Here is a 22608-nt window from a genome sequence, read left to right on the forward strand (position 1 = left end):
CGTTCTTGTGGTCGCAAGTATCGTAATTTAGAGTGGCTTGGGTATAATAGCCACAATTATCGATATGCTTAAAAGAGCTGATCAATGTTTGAGAATTTATCCGACAGACTGTCACGCACACTAAAAAATATTAGTGGCCGTGGTCGCTTAACAGAAGACAACATTAAAGAAACCCTGCGTGAAGTGCGTATGGCGCTGCTTGAAGCAGATGTCGCTTTACCTGTTGTTAGAGAATTCGTCAACAGCGTAAAAGAACGCGCTGTGGGTCAAGAGGTGTCAAAAAGCTTAAGCCCTGGGCAAGCTTTTATCAAAATCGTTCAAAGTGAGCTTGAAAGAGCCATGGGCGAGGCAAACGAAGCCTTAGATTTAGCTGCAACACCGCCAGCTGTGATTATGATGGCCGGTTTACAAGGTGCGGGTAAAACCACCTCTGTTGCTAAACTAGGTAAATTGCTGCGTACACGCCATAAAAAATCGGTGTTAGTGGTGAGTGCTGACGTATATCGCCCTGCGGCAATTAAACAGCTAGAAACCCTCGCGACAGAAGTCGATGTTGAATTCTTCCCATCTGACGTAAGCCAAAAGCCGGTCGATATCGCTAAAGCGGCCATTAGCCATGCTAAGCTGAAATTTATTGATGTGGTGATTGTCGATACCGCAGGTCGTTTGCACGTTGATGAAGCCATGATGGACGAAATCAAGGCGCTGCACGCAACGGTTAACCCTGTAGAAACGTTATTTGTTGTTGATGCAATGACGGTACAAGATGCGGCTAATACAGCTAAAGCATTTAACGAAGCGTTACCTCTAACCGGTGTTATTTTGACCAAGGTTGACGGTGATGCTCGTGGCGGTGCTGCGTTATCAATTCGTAACATTACGGGCAAGCCTATTAAGTTTTTAGGTGTCGGTGAAAAAACTGACGCACTAGAACCATTCCACCCAGATCGTATTGCATCACGCATTCTAGGCATGGGTGACGTATTGTCACTGATTGAAGAAGTTGAGCGCGGCGTCGACAAAGACAAAGCCATGAAGCTCGCTTCTAAAGTTAAATCAGGTGGCGGTTTTGATCTTGAAGATTTTCGTGAGCAATTACAGCAAATGAAAAACATGGGCGGCATGATGAACATGCTGGAAAAATTACCTGGTGTGGGTCAATTACCACCAGAAGCCCTGGCTCAAGTTCAAGACGGAAAAATGACTGGCCAAATGGAAGCCATCATTAATTCGATGACAGCCAAAGAGCGTAAAAATCCAGATTTGATCAAAGGCTCTCGTAAACGCCGAATCGCATTAGGTTCTGGCACTCAAATCCAAGACGTTAACCGTTTATTAAAGCAGTTTACCCAAATGCAGAAAATGATGAAAAAGATGTCTGCAAAGGGTGGCATGAAGAAGATGATGCGCGGAATGAGCGGAATGTTACCTCCTGGAATGAAGTTTCCTGGAAGATAATTAAGTCATCTTTTAAGCATAAACGCAGTTAATTAATTCATACATCAGTCGGTTAGGTTATATCTTTGACATTAAGGCAACAAAGTCGGTGAACTAAAAAACATCAGATTTGGTTGCAATAGTTCAAAAGTCAGGTAAAATCTTCCGGCTTTCTTTCTGGGACTCTTCGCGAACACGGAGTTCCAGTTTTTATTTTTGCTTCTAGCAAATCATTAGAGGAATAAAACGCATGGTTACCATTCGTTTAGCTCGTGGCGGCGCAAAAAAGCGTCCATTTTACAATATCGTTGTTGCTGATAGCCGCAATGCTCGTGACGGTCGTTTCATCGAACGTGTTGGTTTTTTCAATCCATTGGCTCGTGGCCAAGAAGAAACTTTACGTTTAGATCTTGATCGTGTTGAGCACTGGGTTGCTACTGGCGCTGCAACATCTGAGCGTGTTGCAAAACTGATCAAAGACGCGCGTAAAGCTGCTGCTTAATTGCGTATTTAAAAGGTATAGATAGATGAGCGATAACCAACAGCCAATCGTACTGGGTAAATTAGGATCCAGTCATGGTATTAAAGGTTGGCTAAAAATCACTTCCTATGCCGATTCTGTTGAAGGTATTTTCGATTATTCGCCTTGGTTGATTAAAGAGCAAGGCGTGTGGCGTGAAGTTAAGGTTGCGCAGTGGCGTTTTCAGGGTAAGGCACTTGTGGCTGAACTTGAGGGTGTGACTACACGAGAGCATGCGCAAATGCTCACAAATTGTGAGATTGCGATTTTGCCGGAACAAATGAAAGAGCTCGCTGATGATGAATTTTATCACCGTGATCTTATCGGCTGTGAAGTAACCAATATAAACGGCTATAACATGGGTATTGTTGATCAGATCGTGGAAACAGGATCAAACGACGTATTGTTGGTTAAAGCTAACGCCAAAGATGCCTTCGGCAAAGCGGAACGTATGATCCCCTTTGTCCCCGAGCAATTCGTCAAACAGGTGGATGTGCAAGGGAAACAGATTTTAGTGGATTGGGATCCTGACTTCTAAGTCGAGGTGCAACATATGTGGTTAGGGGTAATCACCCTGTTTCCAGAGATGTTTCGTGCTGTTACAGACTTTGGTGTTACGGGTCGAGCCGTGAAAAACGGACTGCTAGAGGTGCAAACGTGGAATCCTCGTGATTTCACCCATGATGAACACAATACTGTGGATGACCGTCCTTATGGTGGTGGCTTCAGGAATGTTAATGATGGTGCAACCTTTACGCGATGCCATCCATGCAGCTAAAGCGGCTGCTGGTGATGGGGCAAAAGTGATTTATTTGTCGCCTCAAGGACGCAAGCTGGATCAGCGTGGCGTGACTGAGTTGGCTAAATCAGACCGAATGATTTTAGTGTGTGGTCGATACGAAGGTGTTGATGAACGCATTATTCAAACGGAAGTGGATGAAGAATGGTCGATTGGTGATTACGTACTCTCGGGTGGCGAGTTACCGGCAATGACATTAATCGATTCAGTGGCTCGCTTAGTACCGGGTGTACTTGGTAAGCAAGCGTCAGCAGAGCAAGATTCTTTCTCTGATGGCTTACTGGATTGTCCTCATTACACACGCCCTGAACAATTGGATGGTATGGATGTACCGGCAGTGTTGTTAAGCGGTGACCACGAAAAAATTAGACTCTGGCGTTTGCAACAAAGTATCGGAAGAACTTTTTTGAGACGACCAGAATTATTTGAAAATCTAGCTCTGACTGACGAACAAACGACTTTATTAGCGCAGTTCGTGAATGAAACGGACAAGTCCGCATAGTCAATGCTCAGTTAATTCTAGAACGGAGTAGTTATGAACAATATCATTAAAATGCTCAACGATGAGCAAATGAAAACAGACGTACCTGAATTCGGTGCTGGTGATACAGTAGTGGTTCAAGTTCGTGTTAAAGAAGGTGAGAAAGAACGTCTTCAGGCTTTTGAAGGTGTAGTTATCGCTAAGCGTAACCGTGGTTTGCACTCAGCATTCACCGTTCGCAAAATCTCTAATGGCGAAGGTGTTGAGCGTGCTTTCCAAACGCACAGCCCATTAATTGCTAGCATCGAAGTTAAGCGTCGCGGTCGTGTACGTCGTGCTAAACTGTACTATTTACGTGAGCGTTCAGGTAAGTCTGCACGTATCCGTGAAAAATTGGCAGCTAAGTAATAGTTACCGATACAGAATAAAGATGCAGTGTTCGCACAACAACCCGCCGAAAGGCGGGTTTTTGTTTCTGGCTCATAATTAATAGCAATCCGCATTATACCATTTCCATTAATTATGTGACCAATCAGAGTCGCTCAGACTGTTCAGTTTGAGGCGCATTGTTGAAATAATGGTTATTCCCTTCTAAGGCAATGCAACAAAGAAATGGACAGTCTGAGCGCCTCCAGCAAGGCGGGTTTCTGTGCCTTCTATGCTGCTTAATAGTATTTTGACGTAGAGCAACTATGCCTACAATCCTATTACTTGCCTAGAAGGCACAGAATTACCGCTGAATGACCAGATAATTAGTGGAATTGGTATTAGAATTTGCTCTTTTAGCGAAAATGATCAGTGAGGTATTCGAGGCAGCCTTTTGAAGACATCGTCGTTCTCGGCAACTGCTCCTGCGTTGCTCTATCTCCTGCATCCATGCAGTCGTCGGCAACTGCTCCTGCGTTGCTCTATCTCCTGCATCCATGCAGTCGTCGGCAACTGCTCCTGCGTTGCTCTATCTCCTGCATCCATGCAGTCGTCGGCAACTGCTCCTGCGTTGCTCTATCTCCTGCATCCATGCAGTCGTCGGCAACTGCTCCTGCGTTGCTCTATCTCCTGCATCCATGCAGTCGTCGGCAACTGCTCCTGTGTTGCTCTACCTCTTGCATCCATGCAGTTCATATTCTAATAAGGATTGGTATAAACCACCAACAATCCACTTTCAAATCAGTATAAAAGCGATTTTTTGATATTTTAAACAGTTTATATTCATCAAATTATCTGCCATCTCAACAATTTTACTTTTTTACTTAAATAAGCCTTGATCTCCGACTCGAGCGCAGGCATAGTTGCTCACAAGGTGTAATGGTGTAGCGTTACAAAAATACGCTAGGTTAACCAAATATCAATTTACGTGTGGCCTTAGGCCTGAAGTCATAAGAGAGTGATAAGCATGCAGCAAGATACCATCAATAATGTCCACATAAGTTCAGAACAAGTATTAGTGACTCCTGCAGAATTAAAGCAAGAATTACCGTTGTCGACTCATGCATACCAATACATCCTCAATGCCCGTAAACAGGTAGCTGATATCGTTCATAAGCGTGATAACCGAGTGTTAGTCGTTACTGGTCCTTGTTCAATTCACGATATTGATGCCGCAAAAGAATATGCATTAAAACTTAAAAAGCTTCATGACGAGCTCAGTGATGATTTTTACATCCTTATGCGTGTTTACTTTGAAAAACCACGCACAACCGTTGGCTGGAAAGGTTTGATTAACGACCCTGATATGGACGAATCATTTGATGTTGAAAAAGGCTTAAGAATGGCGCGTAAACTCATGATTTGGTTAGCTGAACTTGAATTACCCATTGCCACTGAAGCGCTAGACCCTATTAGCCCACAGTATGTCTCAGAACTGGTGACCTGGTCAGCCATCGGTGCGCGTACTACCGAGTCACAAACCCACCGTGAAATGGCATCAGGATTATCGATGCCTGTTGGTTTTAAAAATGGTACTGACGGCAAGTTAGAAGTGGCAATTAATGCATTAAAATCAGCAGCCAGTAGCCATCGTTTCATGGGGATTAACCAAGAAGGTCAGGTGGCTTTATTGCAAACTGCGGGTAATCCAGATGGCCACATCATTCTACGTGGGGGGCTGCACCTAATTATGACGCCGCCAGCGTGGCTGAAAGTGAAGCACAAATTCACAAAGCAAAACTCAGCGCGCGTTTGGTGGTTGATTGCAGCCATGGAAATTCGTCTAAAGATCATTTACGTCAAAAAAATGTTTGTGAAGATGTATTTAACCAAATTGAAGCGGGCAATAAATCGATTATTGGTGTTATGCTTGAAAGTAACCTCAATGAAGGAAATCAGAGCTCAGATAAGCCGTTAGCAGAGCTTAAATACGGGGTTTCTGTAACAGATGCTTGCATTGATTGGGATACGACTGAAACGATTTTAAGACAAGGCGCTAACCAATTGTCTGCAGTATTACCGACACGGTTTGATTTACTGCAGGTTGCCAACGGTTAATGAATAACAAAATGAACGAAAAGACTACAGCAGATCTTGAGAACCTACGTGATTTAATTGATGGTGTTGATCAGCAACTGTTACACTTATTACGCAAGCGTCTTGATTTAGTCGCACAGGTTGGGGCGGTAAAGCATGCGGCTGGTGTACCTATTTATGCCCCCCAGCGTGAAGCATCTATGCTAGCTAAGCGCCGTGCCGAAGCTGAAAACATCAATGTATCGCCGCAATTAATTGAAGATATTTTACGTCGATTAATGCGCGAATCTTATCTTAATGAAAAAGATGTTGGTTTTAAGCAGGTTAAACAAGATTTAGGTCATGTTGTTATCGTGGGTGGTGAAGGTAAGCTAGGACAATTATTCACTCAAATGCTGACATTGTCGGGTTATAAGGTTAACAGCATTGATAAAAATGATTGGCAAAATGCCGATGCTATTTTTGATGGTGCGGGTTTAGTGATTGTGACTGTACCGATTAATGTGACCTGTGAAGTTATCGCCGACAAATTAACTCAGTTACCAGAGCACTGCATTTTAGCGGACTTAACCTCGATTAAGCAGAAGCCTTTGGCTGCAATGCTTGATGCTCACAAAGTGCCTGTAGTGGGGTTACACCCAATGTTTGGCTCTGATGTAGGGAGTCTTGCTAAACAAGTCGTGGTGGTGTGTCATGGGCGCGAACCGCAAGCGTATCAATGGCTATTGCAACAAATGGAAATTTGGGGCGCACGTATTGTTGAGGCTGAAGCTGAGCGTCATGATAAAGCGATGCAATTGGTACAGGCTATGCGTCACTTTTCAACGTTTGTTTACGGTTTAAATCTGTGTAAAGAAGAAGCCGACATAGAAAGCTTATTGCAATTTAGCTCGCCTATTTATCGCTTAGAACTGGCTATGGTTGGTAGGTTATTTGCTCAAGACCCTGAGCTTTATGCCGATATTATATTTGCCCAACCCGGTAGCCAGCACGCGATCAGTGATTATTTAGATAATTATCGTGATGCACTTACCATGCTTAAGGCCGGTAATCGTCAAGAGTTTGTGACTCAGTTTCAGCGAGTCGCAAAATGGTTTGGTGATTTTGCGCCTCAGTTCCAACATGAAAGCCGAGCCATGTTACAGTCGGTCAATGATATGAAAGCAGGTTAATCTTTTTTAATCGTTTCAATGATTGCCAAATAGTGGCACAAGGCTTATGTTTATTAATGAGACCGATTAATTTTACGCTTCATTAAATGTTGGAAGCTTGCCTTTGGAGGAATACCATGTCGATGACACCATCGCATATGCTACCTGTACAACAACAGGTTGAAGACAATTCCCTTGGGCATTTTCTTTACGGTTTAATGAGTGCATTTCCACTATTTTTTGTCCCTGTATTGTTGAGCTTATGGTTTAATCTAATCCAAAAGAATGTCAACCCTGAGTCAGTGTTAGGCAGTCATTTACGTTGGCAGCGAACAAGTATTATTGGCTTGTGCCCCTTTTTTATTGCAGGTTACTGGATGAGTCCGCTGTGGTTAAGTTTACCCATGTATCTAATGGGCGTGACTTGGTTTAGCTATCGAATCTTTAAAGGTTGGATTAGTTTAAATGATGGTTTAGCGGTTTAATACCAATCCGCATTAGAATTTGCTCTTTTAGCGAAAATTATCAGTGAGGTTTTCGAGACAGCCTTTTGAAGACAAAGTCGTTCTCGGCAACTGCTCCTGCGTTGCTCTACCTTCTGCGTCCATGCAGTCGTCGGCAACTGCTCCTGCGTTGCTCTACCTTCTGCGTCCATGCAGTCGTCGGCAACTGCTCCTGCGTTGCTCTACCTCCTGCGTCCATGCAGTCATATGTTAAGAAAGGCTAACAAGACCACTCTGATAAATTCGCCCTTTAGGGCTGTGACGCTGCCTAAAATAGATCATATTCTAATAAGGACTGGTATAACTTAACAATACAATTTAACAATAAAAATGCCGAGAATTATCTCGGCATTTTTTATTGGTGCTTTAAACACATTCTATGCCTGATATAGGCTATGAATAAGGTCTGCTTGAGATTCACCATCTTGTTTTAATAATATAATGCCATCAGCATTAAGTTGCTTCACTGCATTTGCATGGGTTGTTAACCGTGCTGGATCAATGCTAAAGCTGGTATTAACAATCACAGGTAAATGGCTTCGTGATTTAACTTCAACTAAACCTGCTAAATCTAAGCTGAGCTGCTCAGGATGAGTAAAGCTTCGAACACCAGACTCACATAAGCCCAGCTGCTGATTGCCGTGGCTAAGAATCGTGTCAGCGGCTTGTAACCAATCATCAATACTGGCCATGGTATTCCGTTCGAGTAATACCGGTAAGTTAACCGAGCCGATGAGTGCTAATAAGTCTGGGTTATACATTTGCTTGCCCGCTAAAATTAACATATCAGCGATAGGGCTAGCTAAAGCAAAGTCTTGTTCTTGGTCGATTTGCATCACACAAAGCAAGCCTGCTTGTTCAATAACTTGTGCATGCAATTTTAATTGTTGTTCATTAAGTTGATTTTTTAAATCGTTTAGCACAATGGCCTGAAATCCAGACTCTTTAATATGCTTTGCTTGGGTGGCTAACTCTGTATTATCAATCGGTAAGTTAATTTGCTGTAGCGCGCCAAATTGACCAGCCCCAATATGCAAGTTTTGACACACTAATTGGGTGTCTTGTGACTTGTAATCACGCGAATGTTTGTCCTGGTTATTTGATACGACTTTAGCTGCGATATGTTTTGAGCTGTCTGGTTCAATTAATAATTGAGCTTGAGACAATTGAGTTGGTTTGACTGTCTCACAAGGGTAGCAACCTAAGACCTTAATAAATCTTGTTAATCGCTCTAACTCTTTAATCGCTTGCTGCACTTCAGTTGTGGCTAAGTTGCCGTCGATGTCGATGTAAAACATCTCTTCCCATGGTGTACCTGGAATTGGACGTGACTCAAGTTTACTCATGTTTAAGTTATGTGCTTTTAGCACTAACAGGGCTTCGACCAAAGCCCCCGGTTTTTGGCCGGTAGCCATAATTAATGTGGTTTTTGCGGGCAGTTGTGATGGCACTGCCGAGGCTTTTCGTGCGACCACAATAAAGCGACTTTGGTTAATTTTTTGGTTAGCTAAGCCTTTTTCGATAGCCACTAACTGATACAGTGAACCGCCTTCAGCGCTACCTATTGCGGCTACAGAGTTATTATCAGCTTCGATAACCTTAGTCATCGCTTCTGCACTGCTTGAGCAATACTCTAGTTTGATGTGAGGGTGTTGGCTTAAATAACGGCTGCATTGACTAATAGGCTGCGGGTGAGCATAAATTGTTTTGATATCACTGATTTTGCTATCGGGCTTTGCCAGTAAACAATGGCCGACTTCAATGGTGGTTTCACCCACAATGGATAAGGTCGTGTGTTGCAGTACGTCATACACTTCATTGATTGATCCTGAAGAGGTATTTTCAATTGGTAAAAAGCCATAGTCAGCATGACCTGATTCAACTGCATTGACGATGTCATCAAAACTTTGGCAACCAAAGTCGATCATTGCAACCTGGCGGCGAGAACAGTAACGAGTTGCGGCTAAATATGAATACGAACCTCGAGCCCCTAAATACGCGACCGTATATTGTTGTTTTTGAGTGTCCGGGTTAGCACGGCCATGTAGGTAGGTTTGCTGAAAGAGTACAGAGTCTTCAATAATGCTTTGGTAAAGCGAAATAACAAAGTGTGCATCAAGCCCCTGTTCACGCCCTTGTTGTACTAAGCGCTCGAGGAGTTCTTTTTCTCTTTGGGTATCACGTATCGGTCTAACATCAACTTCTTTACTGCGGGCGACATTTAAGCTCAATTGACGGCGCTTAGATAACAGTTCTAATAATGATTTATCGAGTGCTGTGATCTGCTCACGAGTTTGACTTAACTCTGGTGGTTTTTGCATATTGACCTCAATGTAACGCAACAGTCTGACGTATGGTGAATACAACAGTATTTATAAGACAAAAAAGCCTCCCAAGTGGGAGGCTTTTGAATTTTCATTTTCGTTTTTACACAGAAAATCCGCCTCCGAGAGTGGGCTGAATAAAAAAGAAAATAAAAAAGCGAAATATTTTTGTGCTCATAGGGTAAAACTAAAGCCACTGAGTTAACCTGTCAATGTAATTTTACTCATCAAGGCTTAATTACAGGCAAAAGAAAGCGCACCCGAAGGTGCGCGGGTGAAAGATATTTAACATCAAGCTGCGTTTTCCTCCTTATAGACATACTCAAACTCGTCATCTGTGTCATTGGGTAATGACACATGTCGTTGAGCATGGGGTTTGTGAGTCAGGCGGTTTAGCTGTTTTTCCAGCTTTTGCCCCATTGCAGTAATCGCTGCGTATAGGTTTTCACTTTTCGCCTGGGCAAATAAATTCCCACTAGGTAATCCAACTGAAGCCTCAATTTTAAACAGCTGCTTTTCTTGGGTGATAATAATGTGCGGATTAATTAACTGAATATCGTGTCGAGATAATTTTTCTAATCTTCCTTCAATACGTTCGCGGATGAGGGCAGTGACTTCAAGTTGTTTGCTAGTGATTTTCAGCATATTTAGAACCTTCTTGTTGTTTGCTTAACTTCAGATTACCAAGGTTAGTCATAAAAAGCGTGATCTGAATCACGTTTTTGGTGGCGTTTACGTCCGACTGTCGCTTATTTGATCGCTTAGACATTTTTAACTAAAAAGTGTCAAAATGTGCTTGTATTACGTTGCAGAACAGCTCATATTTGTATGAATAAGTTGATACTAAATTATCTTTTTTGTGTATTTATTGCACTATTTACAACGTCGGGTAAGCTATCCAAATCTGCACTGTTACTGCGTTTCTTCTAACTCCTCTTGTTGATCCTCTTTTGTTTATCATATGATTTGTACGTTTATTCACCATTACGTGAATTGCGATTAGGCAATGCTTGACACTGCCTTAGTCTTTTTTGCTAAAAGCGTAAAATCTCGCCGACATTTGGTATCATCTCATTACGTAAATGGATATAGGCAGTTATAAATGAGTATAGAACAACACAAAATAAAGGTATGGGATTTTCCAACACGTTTATTTCATTGCATTCATGGTTGGTTTATTAGGTGGCTTGTGGTGCACCGCTGACATTGGTGAGATGCAATGGCATCAAGTATTGGCCTACGTGTTAATGACACTAATTTTGTTTAGATTGATTTGGGGCGTTATTGGGAGTGAAACGTCTAAATTTAGTCAGTTCTTTGTTGTAGCCTAAAAAAGTCATCAATTATGCGCTAACTAACCCAAAACCAACATCATTAGGGCATAACCCTTTAGGTGGTTATATGGTGTTTGCGTTGCTTGGTTTATTAGTGTTGCAATTAACGACCGGTTTATTTGCAACCGATGAAATTTTTACTGAAGAGCCGTTAATTCACCTGGTGTCGTCTGACACTGCAAGTTGGTTAACCTGGTTACACAAAACCAATTTCAATGTGATTTTAGGGCTAGTTGTGCTGCACGTTGCAGCAGTGATTTTGCATGTGGTTAAAGGCGACAATATTGTAAAAGCGATGTTTAGTGGCTATAAGTATGTGAGTGCCAAAGTCACTGCACCTACTTTACGTTCACCTTGGTTAGCTTTGGTTGTCGTTGCTGTATTGTTTGCTGGTATTTGGTGGTTATGGTTAGAGCCCGTGGTGAGTTTTTTGTAGATCAGCATTTTTGCGATGATAAAAATAAAGCCCATAACGGGCTTTATTTTTTTAGATTAATCTAGGGGCTGTTGATCTTTGCTGTTTGAATTTTGTTCGAGTTAAAAACGTTTTAATCGAGGCGAATGGATTGATGCCTAGCAATCTAAGCAACTCTTTATTTACAAAGAATCATTCAACAAAGAGTAAAACGTTTTTAGCCGAACCCTTCGGGCAGCGTTTGTTGGCCATTTTTACTGCGTTATCGACTTTTTATGTAGAATAACTACACCTCAAAGTCTCTGCCTTGCAGTTGTATATGAGTAATGGCCAACAATTCGCTGCAAAAACAAACTTGAAAGACCAACAAACCCTAGTACGTATTAATCTTTTTTGTAAACGTCATGACAACCTTTACAGCTTTTACCGGTGTTAGCAAAAGCTTGTTTGATTTGATTTTTGTCACTTGATTTAGCTGCAACGGCTAATGCTGCGGCATTATCTTGAAATGCTGTCATTTTGCTATCAAAGTCTGCTTTATCTTGCCAAATTTTAGCTAATGCTTCGGTGTCGCCTGTATCAGTACCATCAATGAAACCTTCATGAGGTATTTTAGAGAGCGCAGCAACGTTGTCAGCACGTGAGCTAAATACGCTTGCATCAAATGGCTTTTTACCTTTGAGCATTGCACCCATATCACCAAAGTTATATGCAATTAACCCAAACGCAGATTGACGATATTCAATCGCATCAGCTGGTTTTTCGAAATTATTAGCAAACGCAGCCGGAATAAGTATTGCGGTAGCCGCAACGGTCAATAGTAACTTTTTCATTGTAATCCTTCTTTTTATCAGTAGTGGCACTGGTTCCATAAGCACGACGTATATCTCGTTTTATGAGTATACGTGCAATCAATCACATTCATTCTACACAATTTTATTAAGACATTGCGATATGTTTTATCGATGTTTATCACTTGAGCCTTTTGCAAAGTGCCAAGGTAAGTTGATACACTTGTACTGTTTCGGCATTACTACAAAGAGAATAAAAATTATGCGTGCCAACTGGAATTTAGTTGTAGATAAAATACTCACTCATAATAATGAGGATGATTTGTCAGTGTTGTTTCAATTATTACTGACAGAAGAAGAAAGAAGTGCGGTATCGGGTCGTTTGCAGGTATTTCAAACGTTATTGGCTGGTGAGTTGAGCCAGAGACAGATAGCAGCAGAACATCAAGTGAGTATCGCGACGATTACTCGATGCTCGAACTATTTAAAAAACATGCCTGCTAGCCAAAGAGCAAGAGTTCGCAAGTTAATTTTGGACTAGTGCCCCTAACGAGTATAGCGGTACAGCCTTATTGGCGGATACCTTTTGGATATTTATGGTGTCGGTAACTTGAACGGCGTAAAAATAAATAACCACCATAAGTGATTAAGCACAATGCAAACAAAGTGCTAGAGTCTCTAGGGTAAAACCGATACAAGCTAACCGCCGTTAATACATACAAGAAAGGCATTAGACCGTAAAGCAGTTCTGGCATACCGCCTGACTTACGCTTTCTCTTAGGATCTGTGCGGCGATTTTTGGAACGTAAGTTATAAATGTGAGCACCGTACAAATACACCACAATAGATGCGATAAGCGCATAGCTAGGTTCCAGTAAAAAAATACTAACAGAGCCAACAAACATGTAGCTAAAAGGTAACAACTCGTATACTGGTTTAATTAACATAAGCACTCCGTCGCTATGTATTAATTATTATATGAAAAGCTAATTAGTTAGGATTCTCGCTACACCGTGATCCTTTACAGTAGCGACAATAAGTCTGACTAGTTAGTGTGATTTACCTCTCAATTATAACGCAAAAAAAGGCCTTGCCTAGAACTTAGACAACGCCTTCAATTATTTTAATGCTTTTTACTGATTGATGAGTGCAAAAAGCATTATTAAGTCTATGTGTTTTTAGTGACAGCCACAGCCGCCGTTACCATCACATCCTGGTTTCTCTGAACCGCAAGAACCGTGTTCATGGTCGTGATCATGTCCGTGGCTACCACAACCGCCTTCAGCATGAATATGTCCATGTGCAAGTTCTTCTGCAGTTGCTTCACGCACTGCGATAACTTCAACGCTAAAGTTTAATGATTGACCTGCTAGCGGGTGATTTCCATCAACAACAATCACGTCATCTTTAACTTCAGTAACTTGAACTGGGCGTTGGCCTAGCTCAGTTTCAGCAATAAAACGCATACCTGGAATAATGTCTTCGATGTCACCAAAAGCGCTCACTGGCACTTCTTGCTTTAAACCTGGGTGGTATTCACCATAACCTTGAGCTGCAGGGATGTTAGCATCGACTTTTTCGCCTGCTGTTTTACCTTCTAGAACTGATTCGAGACCAGGAATCAAGTTTTCGGTTCCGTGCAGATAAACCATTGGTTCACCTTCAAATGAACTTTCAATTAATTCACCTTGCTCATCAGACAAGCGGTAATGAATGGTAACCGCTGCATGTTTTGAAATTTTCATATCGCCTCCAATTGGTGTTGAGCGCATCATACCGTATTTTATTAGTTGGCTGCGATGACAAACATCAGTTTTTGCTTATTAAATCACAGCTTTTCAATTTCTGTTTGCGGTTTAACCCTTTATTGAGTTGATGTTGAAAATAAATCACGTTTTTTATGTTATTGACCAAACTTGAGATAAATACTGATGAATCAATGTATGCCACAGTGAACACGTGATGAACCCTAAGCCTACGAATGATTAGTTTGTAAGCTTAAAGTTCTGTATTTAAATGGTTTTATAGTCTGTGGTAGGTGTTTTTGATGATGAGGATGCTTGTTGTTATCATCGGTTTTGTTTGTTTTGTCCGTAATTTAAAACTCCTTATATTCTTAAAACGCATAAATCAACCAGCATATAAAAATAACTTTAAAATAAACTGTAAGCAGGGGTTGACAAGGTTGGGCAAAAAAAGCAATTCTGTAAGCCAATGTGTATCAGCAAATTCGGTTGCTGGATTAAAACAGTAACCTTACAAGAATTGATTAAGAGATTAACTAGATGCTTACCCTTATGCTCGTTGTAATTACCACCATTACAACCACCACTATTACAAGAGTGGGGGCGGGCTGATTACACCCTAAAAGATTTGTACTACAAGCCCGCTTCCCACAACAGAAGCGGGCTTTTTTATTTCTAATTCAACGATTTTAAATTTATATGTCATCACGTGGTGACAGGGAGATGTAGATGAAAGTAATGAAATTTGGCGGAACTTCGCTAGCGAATTGGTCACGTTTTTCGATGGCGGCAGATATTATCGCTGACTCATCATCTGTAGAGTCTGTTGCTACAGTACTTTCTGCTCCTGCTACGGTCACCAATGCGTTGTTAGAAATGGTTGATATAGCAGTAAGCCAACAAGATTACCAACCCGTTTTAGATCATATTCAACAGGTGTATACCAGCTTGTTTACTGAAGCTTCTGCTTCATTACTTTCCGCTCAACAATTTGAGTTGTTAGTCGAAAAATTAGCTGCCCAAATGTTGGTTTGGCAAGATAAGTTACATGGCGTCAAGTTATTAGGAGAATGCCCTGATAGTGTTAGAGCTCAGGTCGTTGTCACTGGGGAGCGTTTGTCTGCGGCATTAATGGAGCAAGTGATGCTGGCTAAAGGCCTAACTGCAGCGCAGCTGAATCCTGTGGCATTGTTTCTAGCCCATGGCCAACCATTAGAGTCAGTTGTCGACATTAGTGTGAGTAAACCTCGTTTTTCATTATTACCTTTAGATAAACACCGTGTATGGGTTATGCCAGGTTTTACAGCGGCCGATGCCCAAGGCAATATTGTGACGTTAGGCCGCAATGGCTCAGATTATTCAGCTGCTGTACTAGCGGCATGTTTAGATGCATCAAGCTGTGAAATCTGGACTGACGTGGATGGTGTATATAATACCGACCCACGGGTGGTTGCTGATGCTAAGTTATTGTCGCAATTGAGTTATCAAGAAGCGATGGAGCTATCTTATTTTGGTGCTAAAGTGCTGCACCCTAAAACGATTGCACCGATTGCTCAATATCATATCCCGTGTTACATCAAAAACAGCTTTAATCCTTCTGCGCCAGGCACTTTAGTGTCAAATGAAGCTGATCAAACCGGTTTGCAAGTTAAAGCGATTTCTAACTTAGACCATCAGACGATGTTTAACGTTTCTGACTCTGGTATGAAAGGCATGGTGGGGATGGCGAGTCGCACGCTTGCAGCAATCTCGCGTAGCGGCATTTCAGTGTCATTGATTACTCAAAGCTCATCTGAATACAGCATCAGTTTTTGTGTTGCCACTCATGAGGCGAACAAAGCTAAATGGGCATTAGAGCAAGAATTTGAACTGGAATTAAAAAATGAGTTACTCGAACCTATTGAGCAACGCCAAGATCTGGCGATTGTGTCATTGATTGGTGACGGTATGAAGACCCATAAAGGCGTAGCTGCCAAGTTTTTCAGTGCGTTAGCCAAAGCCAGTGTCAATATCATTGCAATAGCACAGGGGTCATCAGAGCGTTCCATTTCGACCGTTATTCAACAGAAAAAAACCAAACATGCCATTGGTGCGTGTCATCAAGCCTTTTTCGATGTTCAGCAATATCTTGATGTGTTTTTAGTGGGCAGTGGTAACGTTGGTGCGGGTTTATTAGACCAAATCAAACAACAGGCTGCGATGTTAAAAGAGCAGCATATTAGTATCCGAGTGTGCGGTATTGCTAACTCACGCCAAATGCTACTAAACAGCGACGGTATTGATCTTAATGTGTGGCAGTCATCATTAGAGCAACAAGGCCAGAGCTATGATCTTGCTAAGTTACTTGAGTGGGGACAAGAGCAACAATTACTTAATCCTGTATTGGTAGATTGTACCTCAAGTGAACTCGTGTCTGACCGTTACCTCGATGTTATGAATGCAGGATTCCATGTGGTGACACCAAACAAAAAATCGAATACTCGCGATTATGCTTATTATCAAGCACTGCGCCAAACTGCATTAAACCAACGTCGCCAATTTTTATATGAAACCACTGTGGGTGCCGGCTTACCTGTTATCGATAACTTGAAAAAGCTCTTGTATGCAGGCGATAAGCTTCATAAGTTTAACGGTATTCTTTCGGGTTCATTATCATACATTTTTGGCATGTTAGATGAAGGAATGAGCCTTTCTCAAGCAACCAGTATAGCGCGTGAAAAATGCTTCACTGAACCTGACCCACGTGAAGATTTAAGTGGTATGGATGTGGCGCGTAAGGTGTTAATCCTTGCCCGTGAAGTTGGCTTACCATTAGAGCTGTCTGATATTAATGTTGAATCAGTACTGCCTGCATCATTTGATGATTCTGGCGATGTCGATCAGTTTATGGCTAACCTTCCATCATTAGATGCACAGATCTCAGAGCGTGTCGCTGCGGCTAAGGCACAAGGCAAAGTGTTACGCTATGTAGGTCAAATCGATGAAGGGCAATGTCATGTCAGAATCGTTGAGGTCGATGCAACTAATCCATTATACAGCGTTAAAGGTGGCGAGAATGCGCTTGCGTTCTATAGCCGTTATTATCAGCCTATTCCTTTTGTACTGAGAGGTTATGGTGCCGGTACGGATGTAACTGCAGCAGGCGCTTTTGCTGACGTATTAAGAACCCTAAACTGGACTCGTGAGGTTGGGCTATGAATCAAGCGGTGAATGTAAGCCAAGAAATGCTTACCGTGTATGCTCCAGCGTCAATGGGTAATGTCGGTGTAGGATTTGATTTACTCGGTGCTGCTTTAGCTCCTATTGATGGTTCATTGTTAGGTGACAGAGTCATGATTAGTGCGGCTGATTCTGGGGTTAATTTTAGCCAAGTCGGCGAATGGGCACATAAGTTACCAGCAGAAGGTAAAGACAATATCGTATACCAATGTGCTGAGTTCTTTCTCTATAAGCTTGACCGTAAAGATGGTGTGAGCATTAGTTTAGAAAAAAACCTTCCGGTTGGCAGTGGGTTAGGCTCTAGCGCAAGCTCGGTCGTTGCAGCGCTATATGCCTTAAATGAACATTTTGGTAAACCTTTTGATGAACAAGCTCTACTGGGCTTAATGGGTGAGTTTGAAGGTAAAATTTCTGGCAGCGTGCATTATGATAATGTCGCACCTTGTTATTTAGGCGGTATGCAGTTAATGCTTAATGCAAAGGATAAAGCTTGCGCTGCTATTCCAAGCTTTGACAATTGGTATTGGGTTGTCGCTTATCCTGGTATTTCATTGTCTACGGCAAAAATGCGTGAATTACTGCCTGCACAATATGATAAAGCGGTCGCCATTGATTTTGGCCGCTATTTAAGTGCTTTTGTTCATGCGAGTTACCAGCAAGATGCCCAATTGGCTATTGAAATGCTTAAAGATGTATTAGCTGAGCCATATCGTGCAGCAGCGATCCCGGGTTATACCGATGCACGTTCTGCATTAGCAGAGTTAGGCATGTTAACTACCGGTATATCGGGTAGTGGCTCTACCTTGTTTAGTGTAACCGACGACCTCGCTACTGCTGAGAAAGCAAAAGACTGGTTGCTCAAGCATTATATTTCTCAGTCTGGCGGTTTTGCTCATGTGTGTAAATTAGATCAATTAGGCACCCGTTGCGTGTAAGTATCACCTATTCGCGTTATTATTTTTGAAATTGAAAAAGGCAGTCGTAATGCAATTATATAATTTAAAACACCCGTCACAGGAAGTAAATTTCAGCCAAGCAGTTCAGTTGGGATTAGGTAAAGACAGAGGGTTGTTTTTCCCAAAGACCATTCCGGTATTAGCGGATGTCGATGCTTTGTTGGCGTTGCCTTTTGCTGAGCGAAGCAAAAAAGTGTTGGGTGCTTGGCTAGGTGATGAGCTTGGACAGGAGAATGTTGATAAGCTTGTCGATAATGCGTTTACCTTTGATGTCCCACTAGCCAATGTTGATGATAAACGAGCCTGTTTAGAACTGTTTCACGAGCCAACATTAGCCTTTAAAGATTTTGGCGCTCGCTTTATGGCTCAGTGTGTCAACTTACTTGCCGGTGATAAAAAACTGACCATTTTAACTGCAACCTCAGGCGATACGGGGGCTGCGGTAGCAGATGCATTTTATGGTTTAGATAAAGTGAATGTGATGGTGCTTTATCCAAAAGGTAAAATCAGTGAGCTACAAGAAAAAATGTTTACTACCTTGGGTAAAAATATTCACACAGTGGCAGTCACCTCAGATTTTGATGCCTGTCAGCATCTTGTTAAGCAAGCGTTTGATGATACAGATGTACGTGACGGTTTAGCATTAAACTCTGCTAACTCAATTAATATCAGCCGTTTGTTAGCGCAGATTTGTTATTATTTTGAAGCTGTTGCTCAAGCGAAAAAAGCGGGTAAAGATGAAATTGTGATGTCAGTACCAAGCGGTAATTTTGGTAACTTGACCGCAGGCTTATTTGCTAAAGCAATGGGCTTACCGATTAAACGTTTTATTGCTGCAACGAATAGTAATGATACCGTGCCTCGTTATTTGCAAGATGGCGCATGGCAACCAAATAAAACCGTAGCAACCATGTCAAATGCCATGGATGTTTCTGAGCCAAGCAATTGGCCACGCGTTGAAGCGATTTGTGAGCAAATGGGCTGGCCGTTATCGTTAGTGACGGGCGTTGCGTTGTCTGAATCTGAAACGGCTTCAGCATTAGCTGAGCTTTATCAACTGGGTTATCAGTCTGAGCCTCACGCAGCTATTGCTGCACAGGCATTAACATTAGGGTTAACGGGTAATGAAAGTGGTATCTTTTTGGGGACAGCGCATCCAGCTAAATTTAAAGATGTGGTCGATCAACAATTAGCGATTGATTTGCCTTTACCACCAGAATTAGCTGCTGTAGCAGAGAAACCCATATTATCTGCAGAATTAGACGCCAATTTTGAGCAGCTTAAAGCTCATATGTTTTCTGTTTTAAAATAGCGCCTTAGCTCTGTTCAAACGCCTAACACGCAACCAGGTTGTGGTTAGGTGTTTTTTATATTCAAATATTATGATCTTCGTCATACCTCATTTTGTGTATCTCAGTGTAGATTAGTAAAAGTGCCAAATTTGACTATTATTTATACGTAGAGTGTCTTGTAACTCGATGACGGGAGAAAGTTATGTTGCAACGTTTAATGCGCGATCATAAGCATATTGCCATTTTGTTGAATATTCTTTCGAATAAGTTGACTCGATTGGCTGATGGAAACGGGGTGAATTTTAATCTTGTTAGAGACATTGTTGAGTACATGCAAGGTTATGCTGAACACAGCCATCATCCACTTGAAGATATTATTTTTGATTACTATAGCAATAAAGCGGGTTTAGCTAATTGCGGCCAATTGTATAACGAGCATCATCGTTTGGCTGAAGCGTCTGGCTCGCTAATTTATAGCTTGAATATGATTTTGTCTGATGTGGTGATTTCTCGTGAAAAGCTCATTAAAGACTTAAGAGATTATATTCAACTTCAGCAACTACATATGGAATATGAAGAACGTGAGGTTTTCCCTATGTTTGTGCAAACCTTCGACGATAATGACTGGGATAGAGTAGCAGTCTTGTGCCAACAACGATTAGTTGACGACCCCTTGTTCAATGACAATGATAAATCGATGTTTGAAGAATTACGGGCTTACATCGAAAAAGCTGAAACGACTGTATAGTGTTGGCCTTATTCTTTATAACAAAAAGAGCGCTAAATGCGCTCTTTTTATGTGATGTTAGCTACAATCAAAGATTGAGCAGTATAGTTATAGAACTAACGTGTTAGCATCAAAATCGAATGAATTATCGATATCTTGTAATTCCTTGAGCAAACGCTGTTTATCTTTAATGGCTTCAATCTCACGCCATTTGCGTTTTTTGGACGAGCTTTTTGAGCGGCTTGGTCTTTCAACAACTTCGTCTAGCGCACCACCATAGTCTAATCGATCCATGGTAACCTCCCTTGTTATTATGATGTCTCTCAACAAATAAGTATCATATTTCAACTATAGGGTGCAACACTTGTGTTGCATTTACGTTACTAAAAAATCACGATTTAATGAATGTGCAAGAAATTAAAAACAAAAAAGCCGTTCAAATAAGTTGAACGGCTTTTTTATTCATTGTGCTTTATTGGTTCACTCAAGCTTGTTTTATACCATTTCCATTAATTATGTGACCAATCAGAGTCGCTCAGACTGTTCAGTTTGAGGCGCATTGTTGAAATAATGGCTATTCCCTTCTAAGGCAATGCAACAAAGAAATGGACTGTCTGAGCGTCTCCTGTAAGGCGGGTTTCTGTACCTTCTATGCTGCTTAATCGTATTTTGACGTACGACTGCATGGATGCAGGAGGTAGAGCAACGCAGGAGCAGTTGCCGAGAGCAACTATGCCTACAATCCTATTACTTGCCTAGAAGGTACAGAATTCCCGCTGAATGACCAGATAATTAGTGGAATTGGTATTAAAGCTTACCTTGACGATATAGGTTGACCAAAGCATTGCTTGAACTGTCTAGTTCTGTTGCATCTTGGTCTGCACCAATGCGCTCTAGTACATCATTACCTAACTGCTTACCAAGCTCGACACCCCATTGATCAAATGAGTTAATTTGCCATATCGCACCTTGCACAAATGTGCGGTGTTCATATAGCGCAATTAATGCACCTAATGTAGTCGGGGTTAATTTATCCATCAATAAAGTATTGCTTGGTTTATTACCTGACATCACCTTATGTTTGGCTATAAGCGCTTTTTGTGGCTCATCAAGCTTACTGGTACTGAGTTCTGCTAATGCTTCTTCAAACGTACGACCTTGCATCAATGCTTGAGTTTGCCCAAAACAGTTTGATGCTAATTGATCATGATGCTCACCCAAAGGATTGTGGCTTTGAAGTGGCATGATAAAGTCAGCAGGGATTAAGGCAGTGCCTTGATGCAGTAATTGGTGATAAGCGTGTTGACCATTGGTGCCTTCGCCGCCCCAAATCACTGAGCCAGTACTGTAATCTACATCAGTGCCATTTAAGGTGACTGATTTGCCATTACTTTCCATGTCAAGCTGCTGGAAGTAGGCTGGTAAGCCACGTAAATAATGATCATAGGTTAAAATGACATGCGACTGTGAACCATGGAAATTACCATATAACACAGACAACATAGCCATAATCACTGGCATATTTTGTGGTAAAGGCGTATTGGCAAAATGCTCATCCATTTGGTGGGCACCGTCAAGTAAGGCTTTAAAGTTACCCATACCGACTAATAGCGCGATAGGCAAACCAATGGCAGACCATAAAGAATATCGCCCACCAACCCAGTCCCACATTGGGAAAATGTTGTTAGCATCCATTCCAAACTCAGTTGCTTTAGCCACATTGGATGTCACAGCGACAAAATGCTTGGCAATATCTTGCTGTGTCGCGCCTTGTGCTAAGAACCAGTCCTTAGCACTTAAGGTATTTGTCAGTGTTTCTTGAGTGCCAAATGACTTTGATGACATGACAAATAAGGTTGTCTCGGCATTAAGGCCTTTAAGCTTTTCACAAATCGATGTCGCGTCAACGTTGGCGACAAAGTGGCAATTAAGCCCTGCATGCCAATAAGGTCTTAACGCTTGCGAGACAATCTTAGGCTCCAAGAAATGAACCGCCAATACCAATGCTGACCACATCAGTGATGGCTTTACCTGTGTAGCCTTTCCATTGTCCTGATTGAACTGACTCAACAAATTCGGCCATTTTAGCCAGTGTTTGTTGTACTTCAGGGACGATGTTGGCGCCTTCTGCAATGATTTCTTGCTCCGCTTTACTGCGAAGAGCGGTGTGAAGCACAGCACGGTGTTCAGTGTTGTTGATCACATCGCCATTAAACATGGCTGCGATTTTATCTGTTAAGTTGGCTTCTTTTGCCAGTGCAAAAAGCAGCTCAAGCGTGTCATTGTTGATGCGATTTTTAGAATAATCTAAAAACAGCCCACACGCCTTAACACTCATTTGCTCAAAACGTTGTGGGTTTTGAGCAAACAGTTCGCGCATATGAGGCAATTGACTTGTGTGAGCTTGCAGTGCTTTCCAGGTAGTGCTTTGAGTGAGTGTCGTCACGAGTA

17 protein-coding genes, 4 pseudogenes and 1 other annotated feature are annotated in these 22608 nt (G+C 41.9%); of the genes and pseudogenes, 14 read left to right on the forward strand and 7 right to left on the reverse strand.

The annotated features are described in order from the left end of the window. The first annotated feature begins 84 nt into the window (after positions 1-84). The 8 genes and pseudogenes from ffh to N4T56_RS02990 all read left to right on the forward strand — a co-directional run bounded on the left by ffh (position 85) and on the right by N4T56_RS02990 (position 7336). Positions 85-1458, forward strand: a complete 1374-nt coding sequence (gene ffh / locus N4T56_RS02955; RefSeq protein WP_261732160.1) for a signal recognition particle protein — start codon at positions 85-87, stop codon at positions 1456-1458. Positions 1459-1687: 229 nt separating this feature from the next. Further along, positions 1688-1939, forward strand: coding sequence for a 30S ribosomal protein S16 (rpsP, locus tag N4T56_RS02960; RefSeq protein WP_160053063.1), 252 nt, complete (start codon positions 1688-1690; stop codon positions 1937-1939). Between the two features lie 25 nt (positions 1940-1964). Beyond that, entirely contained in the window at positions 1965-2495 is a 531-nt protein-coding gene (gene rimM, locus N4T56_RS02965) for a ribosome maturation factor RimM (protein ID WP_188916774.1), read from the forward strand. 15 nt (positions 2496-2510) lie between these two features. Beyond that, a pseudogene (trmD, locus tag N4T56_RS02970) lies at positions 2511-3258 on the forward strand (tRNA (guanosine(37)-N1)-methyltransferase TrmD). Positions 3259-3291: 33 nt separating this feature from the next. Further along, positions 3292-3645 carry a 50S ribosomal protein L19 gene (rplS, locus tag N4T56_RS02975; RefSeq protein WP_261732161.1) on the forward strand — a complete coding sequence of 118 codons (354 nt, stop codon included), beginning with the start codon at positions 3292-3294 and terminating at the stop codon, positions 3643-3645. 985 nt (positions 3646-4630) lie between these two features. Next, a pseudogene (locus tag N4T56_RS02980) lies at positions 4631-5721 on the forward strand (3-deoxy-7-phosphoheptulonate synthase). A gap of 11 nt (positions 5722-5732) precedes the next feature. After that, positions 5733-6872 carry a bifunctional chorismate mutase/prephenate dehydrogenase gene (gene tyrA, locus N4T56_RS02985; RefSeq protein ID WP_261732162.1) on the forward strand — a complete coding sequence of 380 codons (1140 nt, stop codon included), beginning with the start codon at positions 5733-5735 and terminating at the stop codon, positions 6870-6872. A 116-nt stretch (positions 6873-6988) separates the two neighbouring features. Beyond that, positions 6989-7336 (forward strand): hypothetical protein, encoded by a 348-nt coding sequence (locus N4T56_RS02990; protein WP_261732163.1) that lies wholly within the window; start codon positions 6989-6991, stop codon positions 7334-7336. A 395-nt stretch (positions 7337-7731) separates the two neighbouring features. Here N4T56_RS02990 and pheA read toward each other — a convergent pair whose 3' ends face one another. Continuing rightward, positions 7732-9675, reverse strand: coding sequence for a prephenate dehydratase (pheA, locus tag N4T56_RS02995; RefSeq protein WP_261732164.1), 1944 nt, complete (start codon positions 9673-9675; stop codon positions 7732-7734). 57 nt (positions 9676-9732) lie between these two features. Next, positions 9733-9854 (reverse strand) — a sequence feature (Phe leader region). A gap of 115 nt (positions 9855-9969) precedes the next feature. Next, on the reverse strand, positions 9970-10323 hold the full coding sequence (gene hpf / locus N4T56_RS03000) for a ribosome hibernation-promoting factor, HPF/YfiA family (protein WP_261732165.1): 354 nt from the start codon (positions 10321-10323) through the stop codon (positions 9970-9972). Between the two features lie 457 nt (positions 10324-10780). Here hpf and N4T56_RS03005 point away from each other — a divergent pair. After that, positions 10781-11448, forward strand: a pseudogene (locus N4T56_RS03005) (cytochrome b/b6 domain-containing protein). Positions 11449-11810: 362 nt separating this feature from the next. On the opposite strand, the gene N4T56_RS03010 reads toward N4T56_RS03005, so the two are convergent. After that, positions 11811-12260: a c-type cytochrome gene (locus N4T56_RS03010; protein WP_188916757.1), complete on the reverse strand. Its 450-nt coding sequence runs from the start codon at positions 12258-12260 to the stop codon at positions 11811-11813. Positions 12261-12480: 220 nt separating this feature from the next. On the opposite strand from N4T56_RS03010, the gene trpR reads away from it, so the two are divergent. Next, positions 12481-12759 (forward strand): trp operon repressor, encoded by a 279-nt coding sequence (gene trpR / locus N4T56_RS03015; protein WP_188916755.1) that lies wholly within the window; start codon positions 12481-12483, stop codon positions 12757-12759. Positions 12760-12787: 28 nt separating this feature from the next. Here trpR and N4T56_RS03020 read toward each other — a convergent pair whose 3' ends face one another. Both N4T56_RS03020 and slyD read right to left on the reverse strand, forming a co-directional pair. Further along, positions 12788-13165: a hypothetical protein gene (locus N4T56_RS03020; protein WP_261732166.1), complete on the reverse strand. Its 378-nt coding sequence runs from the start codon at positions 13163-13165 to the stop codon at positions 12788-12790. A gap of 231 nt (positions 13166-13396) precedes the next feature. Then, positions 13397-13963, reverse strand: coding sequence for a peptidylprolyl isomerase (slyD, locus tag N4T56_RS03025; RefSeq protein ID WP_188925104.1), 567 nt, complete (start codon positions 13961-13963; stop codon positions 13397-13399). A 729-nt stretch (positions 13964-14692) separates the two neighbouring features. On the opposite strand from slyD, the gene thrA reads away from it, so the two are divergent. The 4 genes from thrA to N4T56_RS03045 all read left to right on the forward strand — a co-directional run bounded on the left by thrA (position 14693) and on the right by N4T56_RS03045 (position 20178). Further along, positions 14693-17161, forward strand: coding sequence for a bifunctional aspartate kinase/homoserine dehydrogenase I (thrA, locus tag N4T56_RS03030; RefSeq protein WP_261732167.1), 2469 nt, complete (start codon positions 14693-14695; stop codon positions 17159-17161). Next, positions 17158-18117, forward strand: coding sequence for a homoserine kinase (gene thrB, locus N4T56_RS03035; protein WP_261732168.1), 960 nt, complete (start codon positions 17158-17160; stop codon positions 18115-18117). The genes thrA and thrB overlap by 4 nt, the downstream gene beginning before the upstream one ends. Positions 18118-18166: 49 nt before the next feature. After that, complete coding sequence (gene thrC, locus N4T56_RS03040; RefSeq protein WP_261732169.1) at positions 18167-19450, forward strand: threonine synthase; 1284 nt, start codon at positions 18167-18169, stop codon at positions 19448-19450. A gap of 182 nt (positions 19451-19632) precedes the next feature. Next, the gene (locus N4T56_RS03045) at positions 19633-20178 is read left to right on the forward strand and encodes a hemerythrin domain-containing protein (protein WP_261732170.1); all 546 of its coding nucleotides are present in this window, start codon (positions 19633-19635) and stop codon (positions 20176-20178) included. Between the two features lie 87 nt (positions 20179-20265). On the opposite strand, the gene N4T56_RS03050 is transcribed toward N4T56_RS03045, so the two are convergent. After that, positions 20266-20451, reverse strand: a complete 186-nt coding sequence (locus N4T56_RS03050) for a DUF3545 family protein (protein ID WP_188916743.1) — start codon at positions 20449-20451, stop codon at positions 20266-20268. A gap of 513 nt (positions 20452-20964) precedes the next feature. Then, positions 20965-22603: pseudogene (gene pgi, locus N4T56_RS03055) on the reverse strand (glucose-6-phosphate isomerase). Between the last annotated feature and the right edge of the window lie 5 nt (positions 22604-22608).

Origin of the sequence: Shewanella phaeophyticola, from assembly GCF_025398315.1 — a bacterium.
Classification (GTDB): domain Bacteria; phylum Pseudomonadota; class Gammaproteobacteria; order Enterobacterales; family Shewanellaceae; genus Shewanella; species Shewanella phaeophyticola.